Annotated in this window: 11 protein-coding genes and 5 tRNA genes; 13 read left to right on the forward strand and 3 right to left on the reverse strand. The window is 61.6% G+C overall.

The window, feature by feature from the left end:
* Position 1 precedes the first annotated feature (1 nt).
* The 4 genes from HWX91_RS18335 to HWX91_RS18350 all read left to right on the forward strand — a co-directional run bounded on the left by HWX91_RS18335 (position 2) and on the right by HWX91_RS18350 (position 4,579).
* Positions 2-1,042 carry a microcin C ABC transporter permease YejB gene (locus HWX91_RS18335; RefSeq protein ID WP_028199415.1) on the forward strand — a complete coding sequence of 347 codons (1,041 nt, stop codon included), beginning with the start codon at positions 2-4 and terminating at the stop codon, positions 1,040-1,042.
* Positions 1,039-2,145 carry an ABC transporter permease gene (locus tag HWX91_RS18340; RefSeq protein ID WP_028199414.1) on the forward strand — a complete coding sequence of 369 codons (1,107 nt, stop codon included), beginning with the start codon at positions 1,039-1,041 and terminating at the stop codon, positions 2,143-2,145. Before HWX91_RS18335 ends, HWX91_RS18340 begins: the two co-directional genes overlap by 4 nt.
* Positions 2,142-3,776 carry an ABC transporter ATP-binding protein gene (locus tag HWX91_RS18345; RefSeq protein WP_028199413.1) on the forward strand — a complete coding sequence of 545 codons (1,635 nt, stop codon included), beginning with the start codon at positions 2,142-2,144 and terminating at the stop codon, positions 3,774-3,776. The genes HWX91_RS18340 and HWX91_RS18345 overlap by 4 nt, the downstream gene beginning before the upstream one ends.
* 137 nt (positions 3,777-3,913) lie before the next feature.
* Positions 3,914-4,579: a C40 family peptidase gene (locus HWX91_RS18350; protein ID WP_028199412.1), complete on the forward strand. Its 666-nt coding sequence runs from the start codon at positions 3,914-3,916 to the stop codon at positions 4,577-4,579.
* A 189-nt stretch (positions 4,580-4,768) separates the two neighbouring features.
* Here HWX91_RS18350 and HWX91_RS18355 read toward each other — a convergent pair whose 3' ends face one another.
* A complete protein-coding gene (locus tag HWX91_RS18355; protein ID WP_028199411.1) occupies positions 4,769-5,719 on the reverse strand; it encodes a patatin-like phospholipase family protein in 951 nt (316 codons plus the stop codon).
* A gap of 425 nt (positions 5,720-6,144) precedes the next feature.
* Between HWX91_RS18355 and gltX the strand changes: the two genes are divergently transcribed.
* From gltX to HWX91_RS18390, 7 genes are all read left to right on the forward strand, one after another.
* Positions 6,145-7,554 (forward strand): glutamate--tRNA ligase, encoded by a 1,410-nt coding sequence (gltX, locus tag HWX91_RS18360; RefSeq protein WP_028199410.1) that lies wholly within the window; start codon positions 6,145-6,147, stop codon positions 7,552-7,554.
* Between the two features lie 122 nt (positions 7,555-7,676).
* Positions 7,677-7,752 (forward strand) — tRNA-Ala (locus tag HWX91_RS18365).
* Between the two features lie 154 nt (positions 7,753-7,906).
* Positions 7,907-7,982 (forward strand) — tRNA-Glu (locus HWX91_RS18370).
* 82 nt (positions 7,983-8,064) lie between these two features.
* A tRNA-Asp gene (locus HWX91_RS18375) sits at positions 8,065-8,141 on the forward strand.
* Between the two features lie 61 nt (positions 8,142-8,202).
* A tRNA-Glu gene (locus HWX91_RS18380) sits at positions 8,203-8,278 on the forward strand.
* Positions 8,279-8,360: 82 nt separating this feature from the next.
* Positions 8,361-8,437: transfer RNA gene (locus HWX91_RS18385), tRNA-Asp, on the forward strand.
* Positions 8,438-8,590: 153 nt separating this feature from the next.
* Entirely contained in the window at positions 8,591-9,055 is a 465-nt protein-coding gene (locus HWX91_RS18390; RefSeq protein ID WP_028199409.1) for a GNAT family N-acetyltransferase, read from the forward strand.
* A gap of 32 nt (positions 9,056-9,087) precedes the next feature.
* On the opposite strand, the gene HWX91_RS18395 is transcribed toward HWX91_RS18390, so the two are convergent.
* Positions 9,088-9,960, reverse strand: a complete 873-nt coding sequence (locus tag HWX91_RS18395) for an AraC family transcriptional regulator (RefSeq protein WP_028199408.1) — start codon at positions 9,958-9,960, stop codon at positions 9,088-9,090.
* 223 nt (positions 9,961-10,183) lie between these two features.
* On the opposite strand from HWX91_RS18395, the gene rraA reads away from it, so the two are divergent.
* Positions 10,184-10,678, forward strand: coding sequence for a ribonuclease E activity regulator RraA (rraA, locus tag HWX91_RS18400; protein ID WP_028199407.1), 495 nt, complete (start codon positions 10,184-10,186; stop codon positions 10,676-10,678).
* 55 nt (positions 10,679-10,733) lie between these two features.
* Positions 10,734-11,135, forward strand: coding sequence for a gamma-glutamylcyclotransferase family protein (locus tag HWX91_RS18405; protein ID WP_028199406.1), 402 nt, complete (start codon positions 10,734-10,736; stop codon positions 11,133-11,135).
* 221 nt (positions 11,136-11,356) lie between these two features.
* Here HWX91_RS18405 and aceB read toward each other — a convergent pair whose 3' ends face one another.
* Entirely contained in the window at positions 11,357-12,967 is a 1,611-nt protein-coding gene (gene aceB, locus HWX91_RS18410) for a malate synthase A (RefSeq protein WP_028199405.1), read from the reverse strand.
* Positions 12,968-13,024: the final 57 nt, after the last annotated feature.

Below are 13,024 nucleotides of genomic sequence, written 5' to 3' on the forward strand. Positions count from 1 at the left end.
CATGTGGAGCTACATCCTAAAACGCCTGCTGTTGATGATTCCGACCTTGCTCGGTGTGCTGACGCTGACCTTCGTCGTGATCCAGTTCGTCCCGGGCGGCCCGGTCGAGCAGATGCAGCACGAACTGCGTAAAGGCGCCGAAAACGGCGCACCGTTCGGTCTGCGCTCGCATAGCGGCGTAGACGCGCAGCAGATCGCGCAACTGAAAGCACTGTATGGCTTCGACAAGCCGCCGCTCGAGCGCTATGTCCTGATGCTGAAACGCTTCGCGACATTCGACCTTGGTCAGAGCTATTTCCGCCACCAAAGCGTGTGGTCGCTAATCATTTCGAAGTTGCCGGTATCGATCAGCATTGGCTTATGGACCTTCTTCCTGACCTACCTGATATCGGTGCCGCTGGGGATAGCCAAGGCTGTGCGCAACGGTTCGCGCTTCGATTTCGCGACGAGCCTCGTGGTGCTGGTCGGTTACGCGATTCCGGGCTTCGTGCTGGGCGTGTTGCTGCTGGTGCTGTTCGGCGGCGGCAGCTTCCTGCAGCTTTTCCCGCTGCGCAATCTCACCTCGGACAACTGGGCGCAGTTGAGTTGGGGCGGCAAGATTCTGGACTACCTGTGGCACATCACGCTGCCGATCACGGCCTCGGTGGTGGGCAGCTTCGCTGTCGTCACGATGCTGACGAAAAACGCCTTCCTCGATGAAATCCGCAAGCAGTACGTGCTGACCGCGCGTGCCAAAGGATTGTCGGAAAAGCGCGTGCTGTGGAAGCACGTGTTCCGCAATGCAATGCTGCCCTTGATCGTCGGTTTTCCGTCGGCGTTCATTGCGGCGTTTTTCACCGGCAGCCTGCTGATCGAGACGCTGTTTTCGCTCGACGGACTCGGCCTGCTGTCGTACGAATCCGTGGTGCGGCGCGACTATCCGGTGGTGCTCGGCACCTTGTATCTGTTCACGCTGATCGGTCTTGCGACCAATCTGATTTCCGATCTTTGCTATGTGTGGGTCGATCCCCGCATCCAATTCGAAGAACTGGAGCGCAGATGAATCGAGCCCGCCTTTCAACCGATGCGGCGGCGCGCACCGAACCGGCTCGCGCTTTCGTCTCGCCAACGCCCTGGCGACGCATCTGGCGGCGTTTTCGCCAGCAGCGCCTCGGCTACTGGAGCCTGATCATATTCGTCGTCGCGTTCGCGGCGAGCCTCGCCGGGCCGCTGTGGTCGAACGACAAGCCGCTCGTGGTTCGCTACGAAGGGCAACTGTATTTCCCGATGTTCAAGACATACGCCGAGACCACCTTCGGCGGCGACTTTCCGACGCCGGCCGATTATCTCGATCCGTATATCAGGCATCGTTTCGACGCGTCGGGTAATTTCGCGGTGTATCCACCGAACCCGTACTACTACGACACGCTGAATTATTTCTCGAAAGCGCCAAACCCGGCGCCGCCGTCGCGCGACAACTGGCTCGGTACCGACGACCGTGGCCGTGATCTGCTCGCGCGTCTTCTGTATGGCTTTCGCGTGTCGGTCGAATTCGGTCTGGTGCTGACCTTGATCGGCACGGTACTCGGGGTTGCCGCGGGCGCGGTGCAGGGATATTTCGGAGGACGTATCGACATTGTCGGGCAGCGCCTGATCGAAATCTGGACCGCGATGCCGCAGTTGTATCTGCTGATCATTTTCGCTTCGATTTTCGAGCCGGGCTTCGTTCTGTTGATCGTGCTGCTGTCGCTGTTTGGCTGGGTCGGCCTTGCGGCCTACGTGCGCGCGGAGTTTCTGCGCAATCGCCAGCAGGACTATGTGCGCGCGGCGCGGGCGATCGGCCTGTCGAACTGGCAGATCATGTGGCGGCACATACTGCCGAACAGTCTGACACCGGTCATCACATTCTTGCCGTTCACCATGAGCGGCTCGATTCTCGCGCTCACCAGCCTCGATTTTCTCGGCCTCGGCGTGCCGTCGCCGACACCTAGCCTCGGTGAACTGCTTGCGCAAGGCAAAGCGAATCTCGACGCGTGGTGGATCTCGCTATCCACGTTCGGCGTGCTGGTTGTGCTGCTCCTGCTTCTGACCTTCATGGGCGATGCGCTGCGCAATGCGCTGGATACCCGTATTGCTGACGCCATGCGCGCCGGAGGCAGCCAGTGAGCACCAAGGTTCAGAACGACGCACAACACGGCATCACGCCGCCGCTGCTGGAGCTCGATCGTCTGCATGTGACCTTCGGCGACGCCGTCGCGGTGAACGACGTAACGCTCGCGATTCAACGCGGCGAGCGGGTCGCACTGGTCGGTGAGTCGGGCTCGGGCAAGAGCGTGACGGCGCTGTCGATCCTGCGTCTGTTGAGCGATGCGCAGGTGAGCGGGGCGATCCGCTTCGACGGCGAGGATCTGCTTGCCAAAAGCGAGCGCCAGATGCGCGGCATGCGCGGCTCGGATATCGCGATGATCTTCCAGGAGCCGATGACCGCCCTCAATCCGCTTTATACGGTGGGCGACCAGATCGCGGAGACGATCGTCGTGCACGACGGCGTCGCGGCGAACGAGGCGCGCAAGCGCGCCGTGGCGCTGTTGGGGCGCACGGGTATCGCGGAACCCGGCAAGCGCGTGAATAGCTACCCGCACGAGCTCTCGGGCGGTCAGCGGCAACGCGCGATGATCGCCATGGCGCTCGCGTGCCGTCCGCGTCTGTTGCTCGCCGATGAACCGACCACGGCGCTCGACGTGACGATCCGCGCACAGATCGTCGAGTTGCTGCTGGAGTTGCAACGCGACGAAGCTGAGAAGCGTGGCATGGCGGTGCTGTTGATCACGCACGACCTGAATCTGGTGCGGCATTTCGCGCAACGTATCGCGGTGATGGAGAAGGGCGTACTGGTGGAGTGCGGTTCCGTCGAGCAGGTGTTCGAAGCGCCGCAGCATCCGTACACACAACGCCTGCTGGCAAGCCGTCCGCAACGCACGGTGGTACCCGTGCTGCCGATCTCACCCGTGCTGCTCGAGGCACGCAACGTCTCGGTCGACTTCAAAACGAAACTTCCGGGCGTGGGCGGCTGGTTTCGCTCGGGGCACTTCCGCGCGGTCGCCGATGCGAGCGTGGCGGTGCGCCAGGGCGAGACGCTCGGCATCGTCGGCGAATCGGGTTCGGGCAAATCGACGCTGGCGATGGCCCTGCTCGGTTTGCAACGCACGGCGCACGGCGAGATCGAGTTTCAGGGCAGGGCGCTTGGCAGCTATCGCGGCCCTGAACAGACTGCCTTACGCTCGAATATGCAAGTTGTCTTTCAGGACCCGTTCAGTTCGCTTTCACCACGCCAGACCATCGAGCGGATCGTCGGAGAAGGGCTCGCTTTGCATCGGCCGCAAATGAGCCAGGAGGCACGGCGCGACAAGGTAGTGTCGGTTCTGCGCGAAGTCGGTCTGGATCGGACTGTGTTGTACCGCTATCCGCATGAGTTTTCCGGCGGCCAGCGACAGCGGATCGCGATTGCGCGCGCGCTGGTGCTGGAGCCGCGCATTCTGATCCTCGACGAACCGACCAGTGCGCTCGACGTGTCGATCCAGCAGCAGGTGCTGAAACTGCTCGCCGGATTGCAGCAGAAGTACAACCTCGGCTTCGTTTTCATCAGCCACGATCTGGCCGTGATCGGGGCGATGGCACATCGTGTTGCGGTCATGCAAAACGGTTCGATCGTCGAAAGCGGCGACGTTGAGCAGATTTTTGCGACACCGGCGCACCCTTACACTCGAAAGCTGCTGAAAGCGGCGCTGGATCACTGATTTTGCACTCTTTCACCAATTGGGTGCGTGTCTCGATTGTATTTTTCTATTTGTTTTGACACACGAATACTTACTGGCTAGTATCGACCAAACTTTTTTCCGTAGCCCACTGATTTTTAGGCAAAAAATACCGACCAATGCAGCACAGAAACCTAACCCAGGCTTGCACGCGCGTCGTCGCCGGGATGTTCATTGGCGTCTTGATGGCAGCAGCTCCCGGCGCGTTCGCCGACGAAGTAAGCAGTTTGAATCAGAATGCCTCATATTCGACCCCCACCGGGTCGAATTCTTTGTCCCCTCTCAGTTCGCAACAGCCCGCTACCGACAACGACGGCGGCGCCAAATCGTTCCTGTCCGGCATGGCCGGCAAAGCGGGCGATGTGGTGGTCGGTGCGCTGAACATGATCGGCGTTCGCTACCGTTGGGGGGGTAATACGCCCGATTCGGGGCTCGATTGCAGCGGGTTCGTTCGCTACGTGTTCCAGGACACGCTCGGTATGGCGCTGCCGCGTCGCGCCGAGGAAATGAGCCGCGTGGGCGAAAAGGTTCGCGTGAGCGACCTGAAGCCGGGCGATCTGGTGTTCTTCAATACGATGCGCCGTACGTTCTCGCACGTGGGCATCTACATCGGCGACAACAAGTTCGTGCATTCGCCCTCCACGGGCAGCACGATCCGCGTCGACGATATGGATAGCGGTTACTGGGAAAAGCGCTTCACGGGCGCACGCCGGATCGAAACGTCCTATCAGGACGGTGAAGATCTGCGCAAGCGCGTGAATGCGTCGATCGGCGGTAATCAGTAACTGATTCGGCCCGCACGGATAGTGCCGGTGCGCAAAAAGCCTGCTTCTTCTGAAGCAGGCTTTTTGCGTTTGGGTGCTTGCCGAGCTGCCGGCGAGTCTTTCGGGCTGAACTCCGGCCCGTTCGACGCAACGCGCGTGACGGGAGTTGGAGTATGCCGGCGGTGTACCCGGCGTTACTTCGCGGGCGGGTCAGGCCGCGGCGCGGCTCGCGGCGAGCTTGCGCTGCAACTCTGGCATCATCTTCGCCACCGCTTCCTCTCCGGCCAGAATCGCGGCGTTGCGCTGCGAGAAATCGCTGCCGCTCATGGCGGCGAGATTCGGCCGGATCACGACATCCGCGTACTTGTCGAGTTCATAGGTCTTGATCGTCTGGCCCATGATCGTGAAGGTCTGCATCAGCACATCGAACGAACTGGCGGTGAGCCCGCTTTCCGGGCGCTGCGAGATGTCGACGGCGATCACGAAATCCGCGCCCATCCTGCGTGCGAACGAGGCCGGCACCGGGCTCACCAGGCCACCGTCCACGTATTCATGGCCGCCTATTTTCACCGGCTCGAAAATCGACGGCACGCTGCACGATGCGCGCACGGCAATGCCGGTGTTGCCGCGCTGGAACAGGATCGGCTGGCCGGTTTTCAGATCCGTGGCGACCACACCGAGGGGCTTGGCCATCTTCTCGATCGGACGATTGTTGAGGGTCGTATTCAGGTAGTTTTGCAGCGCGATGCCTTGCAGAAAACCGCGTGTGCGAAACGGCATGGCCCAGTCGCTGATCGACGCTTCGTCCATGGAAAGCGCGAGCTTGTTCAGCGCAAAGCCGTTCATCCCCGAGGCGTAAAGCGCACCGACTACCGAGCCCGCGCTGGTGCCCGCTACCAGGTCGACCTGGATATTGCGCGCCTCTAGCGCCTTGATCACGCCGATGTGCGCGAAGCCGCGCGCGGCGCCGCCGCCTAGCGCGAGCCCGACACGGATTGGCCGCTGCGGTTTGTCGAGCGGCGGCGTGTTGCCCGTGGGCGTGACGGCGACCGGCGTGCTATCGGTCTTGCTGCCGCCGGTCGTGGTGCAGGCAGCCAGCACCGCGGAGGCAGCCGCCAATGAGAAGTTACGACGGGCGAGGCGAGGGGATGACGGTTTCAACGGGTTCTCCAGCAACGGCATGGGCGGCGCGCGATCGGAACAATGGGCGCAAGCTGAGCCGCGATCAGACGGATAGTCAAACGGACGGGAGCGCCGGCGGCGATCTCATGCGCTGCGGTTCTATCCCCACTCGCAGCGCGCGCACATCATAAATCAAAGCTCCGGGCGCGCGTCGGCCTGGTAATGAAACGTTGCAGACGAAGCGCCCAGGCGCACTGGGGCATGCGTTCCGCGCGCCCCGTGTGCTGCCGCTGGCCGTTCGGACGAGGGCAGGCAAGCCGGGTTCGGAAGGTATAATTCCGCTCTCACATTTATTTCCTGCGTGCCCATGCTTGGCGTTTTCTGTTGCATGGGCGCGGTCCGCTGCCGCGCTTCACGGGCAATGTCTGTCACGGCGCCGGCGCCTGTCTTCCGAGTAACTGCAAATGACCACCTCTGTTCGCACCCGTTTCGCACCGAGTCCCACCGGCTTCATCCACCTCGGCAACATTCGCTCCGCGCTTTATCCGTGGGCGTTCGCGCGCAAGATGAAAGGGAGCTTCGTGCTGCGGATCGAGGACACCGACGTCGAGCGCTCGAGTACCGAAGCCGTCGACGCCATTCTCGAAGGTATGGAGTGGCTGGGCCTCGATTTCGACGAAGGCCCGTTCTACCAGATGCAGAACATGGACCGTTATCGCGAAGTGCTCAAGCAGATGCTGGATGCCGGCCTCGTGTACCCGTGCTACATGTCGACCGAAGAACTCGACGCATTGCGTGAACGTCAGCGTGAAGCGGGCGAAAAGCCGCGTTACGACGGTACGTGGCGTCCGGAGCCCGGCAAGGTGTTGCCGGCGCCGCCGGCAGGCGTGCAACCGGTGCTGCGCTTCCGTAATCCGTTGACGGGTGTCGTGGCATGGGACGACGCAGTGAAAGGCCGCATCGAGATCTCGAACGAAGAACTCGACGACCTTGTGGTCGCACGCCCGGACGGCACGCCGATGTACAACTTCTGCGTGGTGGTGGACGACCTGGACATGCGCATCACGCACGTGATTCGCGGCGACGATCACGTCAACAATACGCCGCGCCAGATCAACATTCTGCGTGCGCTTGGTGCCGAGCCGCCGGTGTATGCGCACTTGCCGACCGTGCTGAACGAGCGGGGCGAGAAGATGAGCAAGCGTCATGGCGCGATGAGCGTGATGGGTTATCGCGACGCCGGTTATCTGCCGGAAGCGGTGGTCAACTATCTGGCGCGTCTGGGCTGGTCGCATGGTGACGCGGAAATCTTCACGCGCGAGCAGTTCGTGGAATGGTTCGATCTGGAGCATCTGGGCAAGTCGCCGGCGCAGTACGACCACGACAAGCTGAACTGGCTCAACGCGCACTACATCAAGGAAGCGGACAACGCGCGCCTCGCGGAACTCGCCAAGCCTTTCTTCGCCGAGTTGGGTATCGACGAAGCCGCGATTGCGCAAGGCGCCGATCTGACTTCGGTAGTGGGGCTGCTGAAGGACCGCGCTTCCACGGTGAAGGAAATCGCCGAGAACGCGGCGATGTTCTATCGCGTGCCGGCGCCGGACGCCGAGGCGCTCGCGCAGCACGTCACGGATGCCGTGCGTCCGGCACTGGCCGAGCTGGCTGCATCGCTCAAGACGGTGGAGTGGACCAAGGAGGCGATCGCCGCAGCGTTGAAGGCAACGCTTGGCGCACACAAGCTGAAGATGCCGCAACTCGCCATGCCGGTTCGTCTGCTGGTGGCGGGCACCACGCATACGCCGTCGATCGACAGCGTGCTGATGCTGTTTGGCCGCGATGTCGTCGTGAGCCGTATCGAAAAAGCGTTGGCTTGAGCGCATTCGCGCCTGCCTTGAGAGGGTTTGCATGCGACTTGCGAAAAAAGTCGCATGCAATTGCTCAAAGGGTATTTACAAAGCGCAAATTGGCCTCTAGAATCTCGTTTCTGTTCTGCAAGGGGGGTATAGCTCAGCTGGGAGAGCGCTTGCATGGCATGCAAGAGGTCAGCGGTTCGATCCCGCTTACCTCCACCATCAGAGCAGAGTGAAGTCGTTCCGAAGTCTGGAGCTTGTAGCAAAAAAGACTTCACAAACGGCTGTAACGTAGTTAGAATATCGGTCTTTGCTGCAGACGAAACGAAATTAACGTCAGTTAGCAGCAAGATAAAGACAGATCTGAAAAGATTATGTCCCCTTCGTCTAGAGGCCTAGGACATCACCCTTTCACGGTGAGTACAGGGGTTCGAATCCCCTAGGGGACGCCAAACATCAGCGTCGCTTGGTAGCAGTAAAGCAGCGCAGCTTGCAGAGAAAAAACCAACGCTCGCAAGTCATGATAGGCAAACTGGAGTGGTAGTTCAGTTGGTTAGAATACCGGCCTGTCACGCCGGGGGTCGCGGGTTCGAGTCCCGTCCACTCCGCCAGACAAAGCCCGTTCATACAAATCTGAACGGGCTTTTTCATTAAAGGTGTAAGCAGTACGTTGTCCCCTTCGTCTAGAGGCCTAGGACATCACCCTTTCACGGTGAGTACAGGGGTTCGAATCCCCTAGGGGACGCCAGCACATCGGCGTCGTTCGGTTGGCAGTATGAACGGTGCAGCGGTTGAAAGAGCCTGGCTCATAAACCGCGCTGTAAAAATCTGGAGCGGTAGTTCAGTTGGTTAGAATACCGGCCTGTCACGCCGGGGGTCGCGGGTTCGAGTCCCGTCCGCTCCGCCAGATTTTAAAAAGCCCACTTCGAAAGAAGTGGGCTTTTTTTATTTCCGCCGCCGGTCCGCCTGGGTATCGTCCGGGTATGCTCGGGACAAACAGCCATTGCCAGCGCGCGCGGGCTGTTTTACCGTTGACCTGACTTATCTTCGTCGTCCCGCCATGTTCGACCCAACCGAAGCTCCGTCACCGTTTTATCTGCGCCAGGCCAGCATGGACGATTTCGAGTTCGCTGAGGCGCTGACCCGCAACAACATGGGTGGCTACTATCGCCGGCACCATCTGGTCTGGCGTGGCGATCTCTTTCTCGGCAGTTGGCGCGAGTCGGAAAATTTCATTCTCGAAGTGGATGGCGAGCCGATCGGCGTGCTGCGCATCACGCAAGAAGGGGATTCGCTGCACATCCGCGACGTGCAGATTGCCGAAGGGCATCGGCGGCTCGGCGCCGGCACGTATCTGCTCGACATCTCGCATCAGTGGGCACGCGAGCGCGGGCTACGCGAGTTGCAGTTGCGCGTGTTCGTCGACAATCCCGCCGCGCGCTTGTATCAGCGCAAGGGGTATAAGCTGACCGGGCCGCGTCTGGCGCAACTCGGCGCGATCCGTCATCTGGCGCGGCGCGTCTGACGCATTGCCGCGAGCGGTTATCCCTTGCACCGTCACTTCTGCGCGGTCTCTTCGTCCGCTTCCGAAGCAGCACTGCTAGCTGCGCTTTCCACGCGGTGCTCGGCGCCACGCTCGATGAACGCGCGTGGACTGGCGCCGAATGCCCGCCGGAACATCGCCGAGAACGCGCTCTGACTCTGGTAGCCCAGTTCTTGTGCGACGTGTGAAAGCGGCCGCCCTTGACTCAATAGCGGAATCGCACGCGCGAGAATGGCCTGCTGCCGCCATTGCGAAAAACTCACGCCTAACTCCTGACGAAACAACCGGGCGATCGTGCGCGTACTCGCACCGACACTCGATGCCCATTGTTCGAGCGAGTCGCCGTGCGTCGGATCCGCGATCACGGCCTCGCACAGCGCGCGCAAGCGCTTCTCGTTGGGCATCGGCACCGATAGCGGCAGGGGCTCCGAGCGCGTCAGTTCGTCGAGCGCGAGCGCGCCTAGCAGTTGTTCGCGTGTCGCTGAAATGCCAGGTGTGTCGAGCGCGGCGATGACTTCGCGCAGCAGGTTCGATACCTCGACCACACGCGGACTATCCAGTCCCGCCGGGACCGTGCTTTCGGTAATGTAGAGCGTGCGCAGAAAGGCGTCTTCGATCGCGACCACTTCGTGCATCACATGCGGCGGCACCCAGATCGCCCGGGATGGCGGCACCATCCATGTTGTGCCGGTTGTCGCAACGCGCAGCACCCCCCGCGACGCATAGGCCACCTGCGCCCACGCATGCGTGTGTCGCGCGATACGCCAGCCCGACGGCATCAGCCGTGAGCGTACGCGAATCGGATGCGATTGCGTCGGCTGGAATTCGGGCGGAATGTCGGCGAAGCGGGTCTGGCTCGACGGGTCCGGGTCAGTGGACGAATTCATATTGAAGATCGATCCAGGGGATGGAACTCAAATAAAGCAGCGCCTGCGAAGACGTGGAACCCATGAGCATGCGGCGCCCAGGCACCGCGCGTTCGTGCGTGGACCCGGGCGTGCGGCCCCGGCGGTACGGGCTCAAAATTACCGCGGGCTTCTCATTGTAGGTGTTGCGTCGGAATTGACGTTGCATAATGTCCCGATTGCACGGATTCCGAGGAGAACCCCCATGAGCTTCGCCACCGCCGACTTGTGCGATGCGCACGAGGACCTGCTGGCGCTGGGCACGTTGCGTGTGCTCGAGCCGGTCTTTCATCTCTTCAGCCGTGCCGAGAGTTTCAGCGGCGAGGCGGTGACGCTCAAGGTGTTCGAAGACAACGCGCTCGTGCGCGCCACGCTCGAGGAGAAGGGCGCCGGCCGGGTGCTGGTGGTCGACGGCGGCGGCAGTCTGCGTTGCGCGCTGGTAGGCGGCAACCTCGCGCAAATTGCCGAGCAGAACGGCTGGGCGGGCATCGTGCTGAACGGCTGCGTGCGCGATACGCTGGAGCTCAACGAAATCAATGTCGGGGTGGCGGCCCTGGCGACCTGCCCACGGCGTGGCCAGAAACTCGGCACGGGTGAGCGCGACGTGCCGGTGCAGTTGCCGGGCGCGCTGGTGCGTCCGGGCGAGTGGATCTATGCGGATATCGACGGCGTGCTGGTGGCGAGCGCGCCGCTGAACTGAAGCGCCGGCGTCAGCCGGGGCGAACCGAATTCATCATCAAGGAGAGCAAACGACGATGCAGACCGTTTTTGTATATGGCACGTTGCGTGCCGGCGAAGTGAATGACCTCAGAGAGGCTGCCGCGCGCAACGAAATCGCCGAGCCGAATCTGCTCGGCACGGCCACGGTGCGCGGCCATCTGTTCGACTTCGGCCTGTATCCAGGTCTGGTGGTCGACGAAGCGGGCGTAGACGTCACGGGTGACGTCTACGAAATCGAAGATGAACTGGTCGCGGTGCTCGATGAGATCGAAGCGGTGTATCCTGGCGTCGAAGATCGTTTCCTCGCGCGGGAAGTGATGCTGAAAGTAGACGGCAACGTCGTGAACTGCCGCTTCTATCCGGTCTCGCCCAATGCGGTGAAGGGCCTGCCGGAAATCAGATCGGGCGATTGGGTCGAGCATCGCAGCACGCGCTGAGCGATGCTCGCGCCGGTTCGCGGCGAGCGCACCAAGTTTACGTAACAACGCATAGCGGCTACATCGCGTGCGCATAAAAAAACGGCCCGGCAGGCATGCGCCTGTCGGGCCGTCCGGTCGGTCAGCCTTGCGACCCGGGCCGCTCTTTCATCTTGCGTGGCTGGTGAAAGCGGGCCTGGTACGACGTCGTTATTGCTGGTGCCTGAGGCAGCCTGGATGCCTCAGATTTCTTCGTACAGCGGCAGCGTCAGAAAGTCGGTGAATTGCTCCGATGTCGACATTTCGTCGAAGATTTGCGCGGCGCGATCGTACGGCTTCGTATCGCCGCCGACGGCCTGCTTCACCTTGTCGAGCTCTTCTGCCGACAAGGCACGCACCAGTTCCGCCGTGACCTTGCGGCCATCTTCGAGCTTGCCCTTCGGCGAGCGAATCCACTGCCACACTTGCGAGCGCGAGATTTCCGCGGTGGCGGCGTCTTCCATCAGGTTGTGAATCGGCACGCAGCCATTGCCTGCGAGCCACGAACCCAGGTAGTGAATGCCGACGTTGATGTTGTTGCGCAGACCGCCTTCGGTGATCGGCGTTTCCGGGCGGAAGTCCGTCAGGTCGGACGCCGTGACGAGCACGTCGTCGCGTTGCTTGCCGATCTGGTTCGGCTTGTCGCCGAGCACCTTGACGAATTCTTCCATCGCGATCGGCACGAGACCCGGGTGCGCCACCCAGCCGCCGTCGTAACCGTCGCCCGCATCGCGTGCCTTGTCCGAGCGCACGCCGCCCATGGCCTTTTCGTTCGCTGCCGGATCGTTCTTGATCGGAATCAGCGCGCTCATGCCGCCGATTGCCGGGGCGTTGCGGCGATGGCAGGTCTTCAGCAGCAGCAGCGCGTAGGCACGCATGAAAGGCGAGGTCATGGTGATCTGCGAGCGGTCGGCGAGGCAGAAATCGCGGTCGCTCTTGAACTTCTTGATTGCCGAGAAGATGTAGTCCCAACGGCCGGCGTTCAGACCCGAGCTGTGCTCGCGCAACTCGTACAGGATTTCGTCCATTTCGAACGCGGCGACGATCGTTTCGATCAGCACGGTCGCGCGAATCGTGCCGCGCGGCACGCCCACGGCTTCCTGTGCGGCGAGGAAGATGTCGTTCCACAGGCGTGCTTCGAGGTGGCTTTCCATCTTCGGCAGATAGAAGTAGGGCGCCGTGCCGCGCGCGACCTGTTCCTTCGCGTTGTGAACCATGAAGAGCGCGAAGTCAAAGATACCGCCGCTGACGCGCTTGCCGTCCACCGTCACGTGCTTTTCGTCCAGGTGCCAGCCGCGCGGACGCACGATCAGCGTGGCGATCTTGTCGTTCAGCGTGTACGACTTGCCATTCTGTTCGAGCGAAATCGTGCGGCGCACCGCGTCCTTCAGATTGATATGGCCGGTAATCTGGTTATCCCAGCTCGGCGCGTTCGAATCCTCGAAGTCGGTCATGTATGAATCCGCGCCCGAATTCAGCGCGTTGATGATCATCTTGCGCTCGACCGGACCGGTAATCTCCACGCGGCGGCACTGCAGATCTTGCGGCAGCGGTGCGATCTTCCAGTCGCCTTCGCGCACGCTCTTCGTTTCGGCGAGGAAGTCCGGACGCTCACCGGCGTCGAGCCGTTTAGTGCGCTCGACGCGCGCCTGCAGCAGTTGCTGGCGGCGTGGTTCGAACGTGCGATGCAGCGCGGCGACAAGCTCAAGCGCTTCGCGGGTGAGGATTGCTTCATAGCCCGGCTTGATCTCAGCCGTGATTTCCATGCCCTGCGGCAACTGCAGTGAGGACTGCGATGACAGCGGATTCGCCATGGTTTCTCCTTGGTCGGTCAGATTGCAAAGGTGCAAATGTTGAGATGCGCTTGAATT

It is taken from the genome of Paraburkholderia fungorum (assembly GCF_902833645.1).
GTDB classification, from domain to species: Bacteria; Pseudomonadota; Gammaproteobacteria; order Burkholderiales; family Burkholderiaceae; genus Paraburkholderia; species Paraburkholderia fungorum.